Genomic DNA, 14,900 nt, shown 5'->3' with positions numbered 1-14,900 from the left:
GAGCTGCAGTGCTGCATGCAGGTCTGCTTTCAAAATGATTTGCATGGTTTGATTTTTCGATGCATGAAAGTGCATGGGTCGGCGATGGCGTCGCCAGCATTTCGATGCAGCCCCAAACTCACCTTCCTGAACGCCGGGACTTTTCTTTGCTGTTTCGCAGTTGAGGGAGTTCGGCTCTCTCGTTGCGTTACGCATGCAGACGAAGGAGCCATTGCTATGGATCGTCCAGAATTCTACCGCTTCCATCAGGGAGAGAAGACTCTCCCATTTCAATCCCAAGAATATGAAGATCGCCTGTCCCGCCTTCGAGCAGGCATGCGTGAGACGGGGGTGGATGCCTGCGTCTTCACCTCAATGCACAATGTCGCGTACTATTCAGGTTTCTTGTACTGCGCTTTTGGTCGTCCCTATGCGCTGGTTGTGACGCAGACAGATTCAGTCACCATGAGCGCGGGTATCGACGCAGCCCAACCGTGGCGGCGCAGTTACGGCGATAACATCACCTACACTGATTGGCAGCGGAACAACTACTGGCGGGCTGTCCAATCCGTCACTGGTTCGAACAAAATCATCGGTTATGAGGCTGATCATGTCACGCTTGCGCAGTTCGGGTTGCTGGAGGCGTTCTTGTCCCCTAAGGTCGTCGTGGATATCGCTCCGATGACAATGCGCCAGCGGATGCATAAATCAGGCGCGGAAATCGAGCTTATCCGTGCCTGCGCGCAAGTTGCTGATGTGGGTGGTTACGCGGTCAAGGAAGCGGTCAGGGTCGGCACACGAGAGATTGACGTGGCGATGGCGGGCCGTGACGCGATGGAGATGGAGATCGCAAAGCGGTTCCCAGACGCGGAATACCGCGATACCTGGGTCTGGTTTCAATCGGGCATCAATACCGATGGCGCGCACAACCCTGTGACCAGCCGCGTATTGGAGCCGGGTGATATCTTGAGCTTGAACACGTTCCCGATGATCAGTGGCTATTACACCGCGCTTGAACGGACTCTGTTCGTAGAGACTGTGGATTCGGCTAGCTTGAAGGTCTGGGAAGCAAATGTTGCTGCGCATGAACTGGGAATGAGCCTGCTAAAGCCGGGTGTGAATTGTGCTGAAGTGTCAGAGCAGATCAACACCTTCTTTGCAGAACGCGATCTGCTGCATTATCGCACCTTCGGGTACGGTCATTCGTTTGGCATTTTGTCCCATTACTATGGTCGCGAAGCGGGGCTGGAGCTGCGTGAAGATATCGACACGGTACTGGAAGCCGGAATGGTTATTTCGATGGAACCGATGCTGACCGTACCAGAAGGTAAGGCTGGTGCAGGTGGCTATCGGGAACATGATATCCTCGTTATCACCGAAGACGGAAACGAGAATATTACGGGCTACCCATACGGACCGGCGTTCAACGTTATATCGTAAAGTTAATGGACGCTGGGGGACATCCTCTGCGTCTACTGCCAAGCGGGCTCTAGCGTCGCGCGCTCCATGAGATTGACGCATGCCGTCGGGTATAGAACTCACCCATCAGGCCAACCATCACCAAAATCAATCCCACCCAGAAGGCATACATGGGGTCGCTGTAGCGCGGGTTGTAGTTGATGAAGGCAAACCCGCGTGCCTGATCAATCGTGTGAAACAGCGGGTTCCAGTCAAACATCGCCAGCATGAAACTGGGCAGAGTGTTTGCGACAAACATTTTGCCAGACGCGATCATGTTGGCGCGCTGGTATATGGTCGAAAAGATGCCGACTGCCGTGGGGAACCAAGGCTTGACCGCAAGCAGCACAAGACCAAGCGCAGCTCCGGTAAACCACGCCAAAAGCAGCATGGCAAAAGCCGCCAGCGGTTGTTCGATCTCTAGCGGCGTGAATGCCACGTGGTAAACAAACAAGATAACTCCCAGCGATAGCACCTGAATATACAGCGCCCCAAGGGCGGCAGAAGCGATGGAAACAATGGTGTTCATCGGGGCGTGCTGCATCATCGGGCTGGCAGGCCCTTCAGAGCCGACTACAGCACCCAGGGCCTTTGAATGGGTCATGTAAAGGAAAATGCCGGACATGATGTAGATCAGGAAATCCCCGCGCAGGGCTGCGCCGCGCAGTCCCAGTATCGAAAACATCACGTAAAACGCACCCACAAAGATCACAGCCTGTAGCAGATTCGTCGCGATGGCCATGAAAGCGTTGTTATGACCCTTGCGCACAGATCGCACGATGGAGTGGTAGATCAGTTCCAGCATCGTCAGGACGACATGCCGAGTGGATCTGTGGGTGCGTACGGGTTGGAACATTTGGATACTGCCTTGCGGATATGACCACGATTGCACGGAATTCTTGCCGTTCCGTTACAAGCGCATCATAAGGTGTTCATATTTTATATCAACGAAGGATGGCGAGAGTTGGGCATGGATTACGAGAAACTGACACGTGTGATGCGTACACTTGCGCTGGAAGCTGGCGACAAGATTATGGAAATCTACGGTCAGGATGACTTCGATGTTAAGTCGAAATCAGATGACAGCCCGGTGACGGCTGCGGATGAGGCGGCTGACAAGATCATCTCAGACGGGCTGCGCACAGCATTTCCCGATGTGATGTTGGTAACCGAAGAGCAGTCTGCCACGCACAAAACCAGCGGTGATACCTTCCTGATCGTGGACCCATTGGACGGGACAAAGGAATTCATCCACCGCCGTGGTGATTTCACGGTAAACATCGCTCTTGTCGAGGGGGGGCTCCCGACGCGCGGAGTGGTTTACGCGCCTGCCAAAAACCGGATGTTCTTTACCGACGCCGCTGGCACGTCGGTTGAGGAAACCGGCCCGTTCGATAAAGAAAATGTTGGTCCGACGACTGTGATAGGAGTCTCTGAACCAGATAATTCGGCGTTGATGGTGGTGGCCAGCAAGTCGCACCGCGATCAGGCGACCGATGACTATATTGGCAAATACGCGGTTAAGGATATGAAGAGCGCGGGATCCTCTCTGAAGTTCTGTCTTGTGGCCACGGGCGAAGCGGATTTGTACCCGCGCGTGGGTCGCACGATGGAGTGGGATACCGCTGCTGGTCATGCCGTGCTCAAAGGGGCAGGCGGGGACGTTATCCGCTTTGAGGACCATAGCCCACTGACCTACGGCAAGGCGGACTATGCAAATCCGTTTTTCATTGCATACGCCCCGGGTGTCGATCTGAAAAAATCATGAGCAGACCAGCCAGATGAAAGCAGGCAGGCGATGAGCGACCAGACGGTAAGTGTCATTGTCGTCAGTCGGGGACGACCTGACGCGTTGCGGCGGTGCCTGATGGCTATTGCCCAGTTGCAATACCGCAGTTTTGAAGTGGTTGTGGTTGCTTGTCCCCAGGGGATGGCCGTGGCTGAGTGTTCTGCCGAGCTGCCCGACATCAAATGCATTGCTTTCGATGAGGCTAATATATCCGCCGCGCGTAACCTTGGTCTGGTTCACGCGGCGGGCGACATCGTTGCGTTCGTGGATGATGATGCGGTGCCCGAGCCGCAATGGTTGCATCATCTGGTTGCCCCTGCGGCGCGTCTGGACGTCGCGGCAATGGGCGGGTTTGTGCGGGCGCGCAATGGCATCAGCTTTCAATACAAGGCGCGAACGCTGGATGCGCAAGGGGCGCCACACGACGTGGATATTGATCAGTGTCAGGCCACGGTATTGGTTCCGCCAAAAGGGCGCGCGATCAAGACCGAAGGCACTAATATGGCATTTAGGCGCGATGTGTTGGTGGCTATTGGCGGGTTTGACCCAGCCTTCCGCTTTTATCTGGATGAGACGGACGTAAACATGCGCTTGGCACGGGCTGGTCATGCAACGGCGCTGGTGCCACTGGCGGAGGTTCATCACGGGTTTGCGCCCTCTGCCACGCGGCGTCAGGACCGCGTACCGCGTGATTTGTATGAGATTGGTGCAAGTTGGGCAGTCTTTCAGCGAAAATATATCCCCAAGCTTGAACGTTCTGCACATTGGCGTGTGCAAATCAGCGCCGAACGGCGGCGGTTGTTGGGCCATATGGTTGCCGGTCGGCTTGAGCCGCGTGATGTGCGCCGTCTCATGAAACGGCTTGCAGCGGGATATGCAGAGGGGCAGCAACGAAGCTTTGGCGCTGCGCAGCTACCGCGTCATGCGGTGCAGCCGTTCCGCCCCGTACAGTTCCGCCGCCGTGAGGCGAGGTTCACTTCGGTGAAAGGGATGCGCGGCACTGCGGCAATAGAAGCTGCTGCCAAACGCGTCGCTTCCGGCACAATTGAAACAATTCTGGTGCTATCTCGCACGGCGCTGTTTCACAGGGTGCAGTTTACGCGTAATGGGGTCTGGGTGCAGCGGGGCGGCCTGTTTGGCCGCGCCAACCGAGATGAGCCACTTTTTCGCGTCACAACCTTTCAGCGACGGAGTTATCGCGAACGTGCGCGGATTTCAGCCGTGCGTGGGCTGGGCGAACCCTAATTCCCCTGCAATTTTTAACCCCTTAGCTGGTAATTTGAGGGAACTGTCATATTAAGGTCTAGATTGGACGCTAATTGGCAACAAATGTTAAAATTCCGGGTTTTTTGTGCATCCAGCGCTGCGTGAAACTCTCGTCATTCGTACATTAAACAGCGTGAAAAAATAGATGAGGCAGTTAAAAATTCATGGGTAACAAAGTCACCACAGCAATTTTTCCGGTTGCGGGCATGGGCACACGGTTTCTCCCGGCAACGAAATCGGTCCCGAAAGAGATCATGACGCTGGTTGACCGGCCGTTGATCCAATACGCGATCGACGAAGCACGTGCTGCTGGCATTACCGAGTTTATCTTCGTGACCTCGCGCGGCAAAGGCGCGCTGGAGGACTATTTCGACTTGGCCCCGAACCTCGAAGAGGAATTGCGCAGGAAGGGCAAGGACGACCTTTTGGAAGTTCTGCAACAGACGAATATGGACAGCGGTGCGATTGCCTATATCCGGCAGCATAAGGCGCTGGGCCTTGGTCATGCCGTCTGGTGCGCGCGTCGTCTGGTTGGAGATCAGCCGTTTGCGGTAATTCTTCCGGATGACGTCATTGCGGCGGAAAAGCCCTGCTTGCAGCAGATGGTTGAAGCTTATGAAGAGACCGGTGGAAACATGGTCGCTGCAATGGAGGTTCACCCGGATAAGACATCGTCCTACGGGATTTTGGATGTTGTGAACGAAGAAGGTAATCTGCTTGAAGTCAGGGGTATGGTCGAAAAGCCCAAGGCCGAAGACTCGCCTTCCAATCTTGCTGTGATTGGTCGCTATATCCTGTCTCCGACGGTTCTGAAGAACCTTGATGAGATGAAGAAAGGTGCCGGCGGCGAGATCCAGTTGACGGATGCGATTGCTGCAGATCTGGACCACGGACGCAAGGTTCATGGCTATCGCTTTGCTGGCCAGCGGTTTGATTGTGGCTCTAAGTCAGGGTTTTTGCAGGCTACTGTCTCATACGGTCTTGCGCGCCCCGACCTGCGTGAGGACCTTGCAGAATACCTCAAAAGCATCGTTCCAGGCTTGGATTGAGCTGTATCGGGCGTGCTTAAACGAAACGATAATAAGTACGCCGCGTGCGGCATCCAACGTGACGATTGACCAGCGAAGGTGGCCGCAAACTGGATAGGACACCGCATAACCCGATCCCACCAGCGCGCTTGCTGGATGTAACGCGCCTGCTGCGGCGTGCCGGGCGTGTTTGGACAGGTGTGGATCGCGTAGAGCTTGCGTATCTCAAAGAACTGACGGCGGGATCGCTTCCGGTTTGGGGCTTGGCGCGGACGCCTTTGGGGTATGTATTGCTTGATCATGCAGGGCTGATCGGTTTTCAGCAACGTTTGACTGGTGCCGCCGAATTCTCTTCGCCTGATCTGTTGTCACGCTTGCAGCGAGGTATGAAGGATATTGCGCGACGTGCGCTTACAGATGTCCGCAAGTTGGCTGTTGCACGATGCGTGCCGCGTGGCTTGTCGCGGATGCTGGCGCGTCATCTCCCCGCGGGGACGTCCTATCTCAACACTGGACACAGCAATCTGTCTGAGCGGGTTCTGTCAGCTGTGCGCATAGTACCGCAGGCGCAGGTCGCGGTGTTTGTGCATGATGTTATCCCGATCGATTACCCCCAGTTCCAGCGCGATGGTACGGTTGAAGTCTTTGCCCAAAAGTTGCGGCGTGTGCAGCGGCATGCCGACTTGATTATCTACAATTCGGCCGACACTCAGATAAGAACAGAGCGTGTGATGGCGGAGTGGGGCGCTGTACCTCAGGGGATTGTTGCTCATTTAGGGACAGTAACGCAGGCGCCTGACTGCTCGGCCATGCCCTCAGGGCTCCCACCCGCGACACCTTATTTCATCACCGTAGGCACTATTGAGCCGCGCAAAAATCATGCGCTGTTGCTTGATGTCTGGGAAAATTTGGGGCCGGGCGCGCCGATGCTGCTGATTTGTGGCAGTCGTGGCTGGAACAACGAGGCGGTCTTTAGACGGCTTGATGCGTTGGGGCCGGATGCGCGGGTGCATGAAGTGACGGGCCTGTCAGATGGGGCGCTGAGTGCGTTGATTCATGGCGCGCATGCACTGCTGTTTCCAAGTCATGCTGAAGGCTTCGGATTGCCTGCCGTAGAGGCACTTGCGCTTGGGACACCGGTTTTGTGCAGCAATCTGGCGACATTTAGGGAAATCCTTGCAAATAAGGCCAAATATGTAGATGATTCAGCCACTACATTATGGGAAGAACGCATAGTGGACTGGTCTAAACAGGCTCGGATCACGCTGAGGGTTCGTGATTTTGAAGCGCCTACATGGTCCGCGCATTTCAATATTGCATTAAGTTATACCTGATATGCGTGCTGGAAGTCTGACAGACCAAGAGTAAAGGGCAGTGTTTGGGTGCGATCCGATCATATCACCTGAGGCTCCAGCGGAAGCGTTGGCGCATTAGGGCATTTCGCAAGCGACGTGAGTTGAAAAGCGTTGTGGACCGGACCGATCAGATTCGGCCCGACGATATTCTTTTGTTCTGCACCCAGCGAAATGAAAAAATCCGCCTGTCCCATTTTCTGGATTACTACCGCAAACAGGGCGTGAACCATTTCATTTTTGTGGACAATGATAGCGACGATGGCGCGTTGGATTATCTACGCAACCAACCTGATGTCTCCGTGTGGCACACGCGCGCCAGTTACCGTCGATCACGCTTTGGCGTGGACTGGCTGAACTGGTTGCAGCGCAAGTATGCCCACGGGCATTGGGTGCTTACCGTCGATCCAGATGAGTTTCTGGTTTATCCATTCTGCGATACGCGTCCTTTGCGGGCGCTAACTGATTGGCTTGATGCGTCCTCGATTAAGTCATTCTCGGCAATGTTGTTGGATATGTATCCAAAGGGTCGATTGGACGAACAACCCTACCGATCAGGTCAAGATCCGATCGAGATTGCGTCGTGGTTCGATAGCGGCAATTACACAATGGCGCGCAATGCGGGCTTTACCAACCTGTGGATACAGGGCGGCCCACGCGCGCGTGTCTTCTTTGCCGAAGAGCCTGCAAAGGCGCCTGCGCTCAACAAGGTCCCATTGGTAAAGTGGGACAAGAAATACGTCTACGTCAGCTCAACCCATATGCTGCTGCCGCGAGGCCTTAACCAAGTCTATGACGAATGGGGCGGCGAAAAAGCCAGTGGTGTTCTGCTGCACGCAAAATTCATTGATACCTTTGGCGCGAAAGCTGCTGAAGAGCTTGAACGCGGTGAGCACTATGCAGGCTCAGTCGAATACAAGGCATATGCAGAACGGGTGAAAGAAAACCCGCAGCTGTGGTGCAAGTGGAGCGAACGATACATAAACTGGCGCCAATTAGAGATCTTGGGCTTGATGTCAAAGGGGAATTGGGCGTGAGCGCGTCGATGGGTGTTGCCATGCTGGTGCATACCGCGCTGGGCCGTGCCGAGCAGATCGCCCGCCACTGGGCGGCTGCAAACGTGCCCGTCGTGATCCATGTAGACCGCAATGTTCCCAAGAAGACCTATGACAACTTCGCAGCGGCCTTGGCTGATGTGCCGAATGTTCTGTTCAGCAAGCGGTATCGCTGTGAATGGGGGACATGGGGTATCGTCGCCGCGTCTCAGGCTGCGTCAGAGCTGCTGCTGGCCAGTTTTCCGGATGTGCGGCACGTCTATCTGGCCTCAGGTTCTTGCCTGCCACTGCGCCCCGTCCATGAACTGATTGATTATCTGGCCGATCGCCCGCGCACCGATTTCATCGAGAGCGCGACGACAGCTGATGTCCCGTGGACCGTTGGCGGGTTGGATGAAGAACGCTTTACCATGCGCTTCCCCTTTTCTTGGAAGCAGCACCGGTATCTGTTCGATAAGACAGTGAACATTCAACGCGCATTAAACCTTAAGCGGCGAATCCCGCATGGCGTTGTGCCGCACATGGGGTCTCAGTGGTGGTGCCTCACACGGCAGACGTTGTCTGCTATTCTACAAGACCCGGAGCGCGCGAAATACGATGCGTACTTTCGCCATGTCTGGATTCCGGATGAAAGCTATTTCCAGACGCTGTCGCGGCTTTATTCGACAAACGTCGAAAGCCGCTCGCTAACCCTGTCCAAATTCGATTTTCAGGGCAAACCGCACATCTTCTACGATGATCACCTGCAACTGCTGCGGCGGTCTGATTGCTTCGTTGCACGTAAAATTTGGCCTTATGCGGATCGTCTATACGAGGCGTTCTTAACGGATGCCGCAGGTGCGATGAAAAAGACAGAACCTAACCCGGGTAAAATCGACCGCATCTTTGCCAAAGCGGTTGAACGGAGGACGCGCGGGCGTTCGGGTCTTTATATGCAAAGCCGGTTCCCCAACGAAGATTGGGAAAACGGGGTAACGGCAGCTGAATACTCTATGTTTCAGGGGTTTTCCGAGCTTTTCGAGAATTTTGAGCCATGGTTGCACAATGCGACAGGTGCGCGTGTGCACGGGCATCTGTTTTCCCCGGACCGTGTACATTTTGCAGACGGTCACACCACGCTTAATGGCGCGCTAAGCGACAACGCCGTGCAACGCGACTATAACGCCAAGGCGTTTCTGACGAACCTCATCTGGAACACTCGTGGAGAGCGGCAGTGTTTCCAGTTCGGGCCGTTGGATAATCAGGACATCAACTGGCGCGTGGCAAAAGATCCCAATGCGCAGATTTCCGTGATTACCGGTGCGTGGTCTGTGCCGCTTTTCCGATCCAACATGGATTTCGCAGACATCCGCCGCATTGCCGCAACGATGCAAAAAATAGAGAGCGAGCATATGGATGTATTGCGTTCGCCCTTTACCAAAGCCCGTGTGCGGATCTGGACCATGGCCGAGTTTATTGAGGCACCGATGGAGCCTTTGCAGGGCATCTTGGACGAGATCGGGCAGGCCCGTATCAGGCGGCTTTCGGAAGCACCGAAGATGGTTGATTTGCACGGCTTCGGCCAGTTCCTTCAAAACCTCAAAAACCAAGGCATGCACCCTTATTTGATGGGCGATTTTCCTGTCGAACGTGGACCCGTTTCCAACACGGAAACGCCTCGTAAACCTTATCTGGTGAAATAAATGACCTCACGCTTCGACAGTTTCGTTGTATTTGCGGAAATGCGCACTGGCTCCAACTTTCTGGAAGCTAACCTGAATGCTTTTGCGGGAACAAAATGCCACGGAGAGGCGTTTAACCCGCATTTCATCGGCTACCCTAACAGCACCAACATTATGGGCGTGGATCAGGCTACACGCGATGCGGAACCGACAGCTTTGCTACGCGCGATCCGCTATGATCCTGCTGCGATGGGTGGGTTTCGCTACTTCCACGACCATGACCCGCGCATTCTGGATACTGTTCTTGATGATCCCAAAGTGGCGAAGATCATTCTCACGCGTAATCCGGTCGAAAGCTATGTGAGCTGGAAGATTGCGCAGGCCACAGGGCAGTGGAAGTTGACCGATATGAAGGCGCACAGGACTGCAAAGGCAGAGTTTGTGCTCGACGAGTTCGAGGCCCATCTTGAGGCTTTGCAGGCGTTTCAACTGTTGCTAATGAATCGTCTGCAAACCAGCGGACAGACCGCGTTTTATATCGCCTACGAAGATCTGCAAAGCGTTGAGGTGATGAACGGAATCGCGACCTATCTCGGCGTGCCGGAGATGTTGGAAGAGCTGGACAATAACCTCAAAAAGCAAAATCCGAGCCCGTTGCACGAAAAAGTTAGCAACTATGCGCAGATGGAGCAGGCGCTGGCCCGGATGGACCGTTTCGATCTAAGCCGCACCCCTAATTTTGAACCGCGCCGTGGCCCGAATGTGCCGGGCTATGTGACAGGTGTGAAGGCACCCTTACTGTTCATGCCCATCGCTGGTGGTCCCCAGCAAGAGGTGCGCCGCTGGCTCGCTGCTCTTGATGGTGAAAAGCAGAACGCCTTGGGTGCAAATATGACCCAGGAAGAATTGCGCCAGTGGAAGCGCAAGCATGAGGGCCATCGCAGCTTTACTGTGCTGCGCCATCCGATCCTGCGCGCGCATGAAGTTTTCTGCCACCGGATCATGAATTCAGACAAGGGCAGCTATTTGCAACTGCGCCGCACTCTGGTCCGTCGGTACAAGCTGCCTCTGCCCGAAGAAGGGCACGAGGGTAGCATTGACGCGAGCACACACCGCGCCGCGTTCATAGCTTTTCTAAAATTTCTCAAGGGCAATCTGGCGGGTCAGACCGCCGTCCGTGTTGACTCCGCGTGGTGTACTCAGGCCGAGGCTATTCAGGGATTCGGCGAATTCACACTGCCTGATATCATTCTGCGTGAAGATGCGTTGCCACGTGATCTAAGCACATTGGCGGCTACGCTGGGCTACAGCGATGCTCAACGGATTGAGCCTGCAGGGCTTCACGGGAACCACATGCTGGAAGACATCTATGACGACGAAATCGAAGCGCTGGGCGCCGATGTTTATCAGCGCGACTACATGATGTTTGGTTTTGGACGCTGGCGTTAAAGCTTAGGCGGCTTTGACGCCTTCAGCTTCGGTCAAAATGGTATAGAGGGTGTTAGCTGAGGGGTTTGCCCGCAGCTTGGCACAGATACCTGCATCCCGCAGCGTGCGCGACACGAGGGCAAGCGCCTTGAGATGCTCGACACCGGCGTTCTCTGGCGCAAACAGCGCAAACGCAATGTCGACAGGTTGGCGATCAACCGATCCAAAATCCACAGGTTTTTCAAGCAGAACGAAAAGACCGGTCACATCCGTTATTCCATCAACGCGGGCGTGCGGCAGAGCAATGCCGTGGCCAACACCCGTCGGGCCAAGCGCTTCGCGCGCGAGCAAAGCTTCGATAACCGCTTGGGAATTCAGCCCATATACGGACTCCGCAAGCTCAGCAAGATCCGTCAGGAGCCGTTTTTTGCTGGTGGTCGATGACAGTACTTTAACTGCCTCCGGCGTCAGAAGTTTTGCAAAGTTCATTTGTCTGCGTATCCCTGTGAGCGCGCGCCTAAGCGCGCGCCATAGCTCAGTCTCTATGCAGGGTCAATCCAACCTATGTTGCCGTCTTCGCGGCGGTATACCACGTTGACCCCGTCTTTGCCTTGTTTCTTGAACACCAAAACTGGTGCGCCAGATAGCTCCATTTGCATGACCGCTTCACCAACAGACAAAGTAGCAATTTTTGTCTCCATCTCGGCGATAATCATGGGTTGCAAGCTTTCGGGCTCGTCCCCTTCGGTGTTTGTCTCTGATGCAAGTATATATGAGGAAGCGCCCAAAAGCTCAACAGGCTCTGCACGGTCCTTATGATGATCTTTCAACCGTCGCTTGTACCTTCTTAGCTGTTTTTCCATCTTTTCGCAGCATGCGTCAAAGGCGGCGTAAATCTCGGTCGCATGGGCCTTGGCCGAGGCTGTGAGGCCGGTCGAAAGGTGTACCGTAGCTTCACAAACAAACTCATGGGCCGACTTGGAAAAAATAACGAGGGCATCAGTCGGTCGTTCGGCGTATTTCTGGACGGCCCCGCCCAGCTCATTTTTGACATGAGTCTGCAGTGCGTCGCCGATATCGATTTGTTTTCCGCTGATTTGGTACCGCATAGTGTCTCCTTTATTGTGTAATCCGACCCCAAAAGGCGCACCCTAAACGGGTGTTACTTCGCGTGATCAGATGCGGGGAATGGCGGCGGGCATTAGAACGTTGAAGCCCGTCCCACCCGAAGGTGGCGCAGCCTTTCGATACATGCAAAGCCAGTTCGCCATAGTTTGATTAGACGGGCAGAGACCCTTACGAGTCAATCATTTAAGATGAAAACAGGTGGGAAGTGGCGTTAACGTGCTTTAAGAAATCTTAAAATTGTCGCCAAGGTACACGCGGCGGACATCGCCGTCTTTTACCACTTCGTCCGGGGTTCCGGACATCAGCACGCGGCCTTCGTGCAAGATGTAGGCGCGGTCCACAATTTCCAGAGTTTCTCGCACGTTATGGTCGGTAATCAGCACGCCGATACCGCGTTTTTTCAGGTCCGCAACAAGATGTCGGATATCCCCGACCGAAATCGGATCAACACCTGCAAAAGGCTCATCCAGCAGCAGATACTTTGGATTCGCTGCCAGGCAACGGGCAATTTCTACACGGCGACGTTCACCGCCCGAAAGGGCCAACGCAGGGGCGCGACGCAGGTGTTCGATGGAGAATTCGCTAAGCAATTCATCCAGACGCCGCATTTTCTTGCGTCGGTTCCGCTCCACGATGTCGAGAACAGCAAGGATGTTGTCCTGCACCGATAGGCCGCGAAAAATGCTCATTTCCTGTGGCAGGTATCCAATGCCAAGCTGGGCGCGGCGATACATCGGCAAGGTGGTCACGTCTTTACCGTCGATGGTGACTGACCCGCCTTCAGCCGTCACAAGGCCAGCGATGGAATAGAATGTGGTGGTTTTGCCGGACCCGTTTGGGCCCAAAAGGGCTACGACCTCACCGCGCATGAGTTCCATAGAAAAATCGCGGATGACGATTTTCTTGCGATAGGACTTGCGCAGCTGCGAAATCCGCAGGCCCGCGCTGCCCTCTTGTACCGAAAGGTCAGGTGTGATCATCAATTGTTGCCACCTGTTTGGAGCCGTGTCCGAACATTGCCAGACATCTTGGCCGTGCCATCCTTGAGTCGGATGGTCATCGTATCCGCGCTTAGCGCGCTGGCGCCTTGGGCAAGCAACACATTGCCGCGCATCACGATGGTGCCTTCGTCAATGCTGTAATCCGCGCGCTGTGCTTCGGCGGCATCGGGGCCCGAAACCAGCGTAACGCCGCCGGTCGCTTCCATTTTGGCGATACCATCCTGTGTGGCGCGATAAATAACCAGCACCCTCTGTGCAGTCAGGCGCATATCGCCCTGACCAATCACCACGTTTCCGGTGAAGATCGCTGTGCCCGTTTCTTGGTCAACAGACAGCTCGTCCGAGCTCACTTCAACCGGCAGGCTGGTGTCTTGTGCGATAGTGCCAAAGGCGACGCTGGCGCCCTGCGCTGCTGCCTGAATGGAAAAAAGAGCTGAAAACAGCGCGATCAACAGTAAACGAAGGCCCATAAATAGAAACACTTTCTTGCTCAGTTGGGGGTATATACCAGCTTCACCCCGTCACTGAAAAGCATTTGCGTTGAATCGGTCTGATTTGGCTTGAACACCCGCATTTTCCCCGCCGTCAGTTGACCCAACGGACCTGACGCCAGAACCTCGCCATCGGCTGTGACATCAAGCTCGGATATCAGTGCGGTGAGGCGCGCAGTGTTTATCCGGTAACCTGAAGAGCTCACCATGGAGACGTCACCTGTAAGCACGGCGGTGTTTTCTCCGATATCCAGTTCGGCCACATCGCCCTGTAACTGAAATGTGGTACCTTTGTCGGTTTCTATCTTGGCCAGCACGTCTTCTGCGCGGTTGCCGCCGACACTGCCTGGAAGCGTAACCAATTTTTCGGCATAGAATGACATTTGGTCACCGTCGGTGGTGGTGCCTGAAAAGAAGGGTCCGGTGATCTGCTGATCACGCAGACGCTCCTGAATTTCTACGTCGGCGAAGGGGATGGGCGTTTCCGTATCCAGCGCGCGGGACAACAAGAACAAGGTAGATAGCAAGGCAAGCGCAGCCAGCGGGAACGCTACCTTCAGCAACGCCACCATGCGCGAATAGCGGTCGCGTCTAATTCTTGGCGCTGAGACATCAGGCATGCGCGAAAATATCCGTGTCCGGCCAGCCAGCCAGATCAAGTTGCGCACGCATTGGCAGGAAATCATAGCATGCCTGTGCCATTTCCATACGCCCCTCGCGTTCCAGCATCCCGTTCAGGACGTCGCGCAGCCTATGCAGATAGAGCACATCGGAAGCGGCGTAATCGATCTGTGCCTTCGTCAAAGTGGGCGCACCCCAGTCGCTGGATTGCTGTTGCTTAGAGATATCGACGCTCAGAAGCTCTTGTAGCAGTTTGGCCAGCCCGTGGCGGTCCGTATAGGTGCGGACCAATCGGCTCGCGATTTTGGTGCAATACACAGGCGCTGCGACCGTGCCAAAGGCATTAAGCATCGCAGCAATATCGAAGCGACCAAAGTGGAACAGCTTGAGCACGTCCGGATCAGCAAGCAGCCGACACAGATTGGGAGCTTCTGTTTGACCACGAGCGATCTGGATCAGATGCGCATGACCATCGCCACCGGACAGCTGGACAACACACAGCCTATCGCGGTGCGGATGCAGGCCCATGGTTTCACAATCGATAGCTACGACCGGTCCAAGCTCGAGCCCGTCCGGAAGATCATTTTGGTAAACTTTGTTTGTCATGGCTCGATCTATACAGGGAGTAAGAAGAAGGGGAAAG

At 54.9% G+C, this 14,900-nt stretch carries 15 protein-coding genes; 8 read left to right on the top strand and 7 right to left on the bottom strand.

The annotated features are described in order from the left end of the window. Window positions 1-216 precede the first annotated feature (216 nt). Window positions 217-1,419 (top strand): aminopeptidase P family protein, encoded by a 1,203-nt coding sequence (locus V7730_RS07600; RefSeq protein ID WP_335746997.1) that lies wholly within the window; start codon window positions 217-219, stop codon window positions 1,417-1,419. 49 nt (window positions 1,420-1,468) lie between these two features. Here V7730_RS07600 and V7730_RS07595 read toward each other — a convergent pair whose 3' ends face one another. Beyond that, on the bottom strand, window positions 1,469-2,293 hold the full coding sequence (locus V7730_RS07595) for an ABC transporter permease (protein ID WP_335746996.1): 825 nt from the start codon (window positions 2,291-2,293) through the stop codon (window positions 1,469-1,471). 114 nt (window positions 2,294-2,407) lie between these two features. Here V7730_RS07595 and cysQ point away from each other — a divergent pair, with 114 nt between their 5' ends. From cysQ to V7730_RS07560, 7 genes are all read left to right on the top strand, one after another. Then, window positions 2,408-3,205, top strand: coding sequence for a 3'(2'),5'-bisphosphate nucleotidase CysQ (gene cysQ / locus V7730_RS07590; protein WP_335746995.1), 798 nt, complete (start codon window positions 2,408-2,410; stop codon window positions 3,203-3,205). A 30-nt stretch (window positions 3,206-3,235) separates the two neighbouring features. Continuing rightward, on the top strand, window positions 3,236-4,471 hold the full coding sequence (locus V7730_RS07585) for a glycosyltransferase family 2 protein (RefSeq protein ID WP_335746994.1): 1,236 nt from the start codon (window positions 3,236-3,238) through the stop codon (window positions 4,469-4,471). A 185-nt stretch (window positions 4,472-4,656) separates the two neighbouring features. Continuing rightward, window positions 4,657-5,541, top strand: coding sequence for a UTP--glucose-1-phosphate uridylyltransferase GalU (galU, locus tag V7730_RS07580; RefSeq protein ID WP_335746993.1), 885 nt, complete (start codon window positions 4,657-4,659; stop codon window positions 5,539-5,541). Window positions 5,542-5,606: 65 nt separating this feature from the next. Continuing rightward, entirely contained in the window at window positions 5,607-6,854 is a 1,248-nt protein-coding gene (locus tag V7730_RS07575; protein ID WP_335746992.1) for a glycosyltransferase family 4 protein, read from the top strand. Window positions 6,855-6,922: 68 nt separating this feature from the next. Then, window positions 6,923-7,909, top strand: a complete 987-nt coding sequence (locus V7730_RS07570) for a glycosyltransferase family 2 protein (protein WP_335747037.1) — start codon at window positions 6,923-6,925, stop codon at window positions 7,907-7,909. 8 nt (window positions 7,910-7,917) lie between these two features. Further along, entirely contained in the window at window positions 7,918-9,609 is a 1,692-nt protein-coding gene (locus V7730_RS07565; protein ID WP_443070195.1) for a DUF5927 domain-containing protein, read from the top strand. Then, window positions 9,610-11,037, top strand: coding sequence for a nodulation protein NodH (locus V7730_RS07560; RefSeq protein ID WP_335746991.1), 1,428 nt, complete (start codon window positions 9,610-9,612; stop codon window positions 11,035-11,037). It abuts the gene before it with no gap. A 3-nt stretch (window positions 11,038-11,040) separates the two neighbouring features. On the opposite strand, the gene V7730_RS07555 is transcribed toward V7730_RS07560, so the two are convergent. The 6 genes from V7730_RS07555 to V7730_RS07530 all read right to left on the bottom strand — a co-directional run bounded on the left by V7730_RS07555 (window position 11,041) and on the right by V7730_RS07530 (window position 14,863). Further along, the gene (locus tag V7730_RS07555; RefSeq protein ID WP_335746990.1) at window positions 11,041-11,505 is read right to left on the bottom strand and encodes a PTS sugar transporter subunit IIA; all 465 of its coding nucleotides are present in this window, start codon (window positions 11,503-11,505) and stop codon (window positions 11,041-11,043) included. A 53-nt stretch (window positions 11,506-11,558) separates the two neighbouring features. Continuing rightward, window positions 11,559-12,125 carry a ribosome hibernation-promoting factor, HPF/YfiA family gene (gene hpf, locus V7730_RS07550; RefSeq protein WP_335746989.1) on the bottom strand — a complete coding sequence of 189 codons (567 nt, stop codon included), beginning with the start codon at window positions 12,123-12,125 and terminating at the stop codon, window positions 11,559-11,561. Between the two features lie 240 nt (window positions 12,126-12,365). Continuing rightward, entirely contained in the window at window positions 12,366-13,124 is a 759-nt protein-coding gene (lptB, locus tag V7730_RS07545; protein WP_335746988.1) for an LPS export ABC transporter ATP-binding protein, read from the bottom strand. Further along, on the bottom strand, window positions 13,124-13,615 hold the full coding sequence (gene lptA / locus V7730_RS07540) for a lipopolysaccharide transport periplasmic protein LptA (protein WP_335746987.1): 492 nt from the start codon (window positions 13,613-13,615) through the stop codon (window positions 13,124-13,126). The genes lptB and lptA overlap by 1 nt, the downstream gene beginning before the upstream one ends. Before the next feature lie 20 nt (window positions 13,616-13,635). Further along, window positions 13,636-14,256: an LPS export ABC transporter periplasmic protein LptC gene (gene lptC / locus V7730_RS07535; RefSeq protein ID WP_335746986.1), complete on the bottom strand. Its 621-nt coding sequence runs from the start codon at window positions 14,254-14,256 to the stop codon at window positions 13,636-13,638. Then, the gene (locus tag V7730_RS07530; protein ID WP_335746985.1) at window positions 14,249-14,863 is read right to left on the bottom strand and encodes a ribonuclease D; all 615 of its coding nucleotides are present in this window, start codon (window positions 14,861-14,863) and stop codon (window positions 14,249-14,251) included. Before V7730_RS07530 ends, lptC begins: the two co-directional genes overlap by 8 nt. Window positions 14,864-14,900 lie beyond the last annotated feature (37 nt).

Origin of the sequence: Sulfitobacter sp. (assembly GCF_036961165.1) — a bacterium.
Lineage (GTDB): Bacteria > Pseudomonadota > Alphaproteobacteria > Rhodobacterales > Rhodobacteraceae > Sulfitobacter.
The sequence above is the reverse complement of the archived record's forward strand: the minus strand, read 5'-3'. Positions and strand labels throughout refer to the sequence as shown.

What these genes read in the sequence shown, in the direction of transcription:
- lptB (WP_335746988.1), bottom strand. Translation starts at nt 13,124, where the DNA reads ATGATCACACCTGACCTTTCGGTACAAGAGGGCAGCGCGGGCCTGCGG.
- V7730_RS07530 (WP_335746985.1), bottom strand. Translation starts at nt 14,863, where the DNA reads ATGACAAACAAAGTTTACCAAAATGATCTTCCGGACGGGCTCGAGCTT.
- hpf (WP_335746989.1), bottom strand. Translation starts at nt 12,125, where the DNA reads ATGCGGTACCAAATCAGCGGAAAACAAATCGATATCGGCGACGCACTG.
- lptC (WP_335746986.1), bottom strand. Translation starts at nt 14,256, where the DNA reads ATGCCTGATGTCTCAGCGCCAAGAATTAGACGCGACCGCTATTCGCGC.
- V7730_RS07560 (WP_335746991.1), top strand. Translation starts at nt 9,610, where the DNA reads ATGACCTCACGCTTCGACAGTTTCGTTGTATTTGCGGAAATGCGCACT.
- V7730_RS07600 (WP_335746997.1), top strand. Translation starts at nt 217, where the DNA reads ATGGATCGTCCAGAATTCTACCGCTTCCATCAGGGAGAGAAGACTCTC.
- lptA (WP_335746987.1), bottom strand. Translation starts at nt 13,615, where the DNA reads ATGGGCCTTCGTTTACTGTTGATCGCGCTGTTTTCAGCTCTTTTTTCC.
- cysQ (WP_335746995.1), top strand. Translation starts at nt 2,408, where the DNA reads ATGGATTACGAGAAACTGACACGTGTGATGCGTACACTTGCGCTGGAA.
- V7730_RS07565 (WP_443070195.1), top strand. Translation starts at nt 7,918, where the DNA reads ATGGGTGTTGCCATGCTGGTGCATACCGCGCTGGGCCGTGCCGAGCAG.
- V7730_RS07585 (WP_335746994.1), top strand. Translation starts at nt 3,236, where the DNA reads ATGAGCGACCAGACGGTAAGTGTCATTGTCGTCAGTCGGGGACGACCT.
- galU (WP_335746993.1), top strand. Translation starts at nt 4,657, where the DNA reads ATGGGTAACAAAGTCACCACAGCAATTTTTCCGGTTGCGGGCATGGGC.
- V7730_RS07555 (WP_335746990.1), bottom strand. Translation starts at nt 11,505, where the DNA reads ATGAACTTTGCAAAACTTCTGACGCCGGAGGCAGTTAAAGTACTGTCA.
- V7730_RS07595 (WP_335746996.1), bottom strand. Translation starts at nt 2,293, where the DNA reads ATGTTCCAACCCGTACGCACCCACAGATCCACTCGGCATGTCGTCCTG.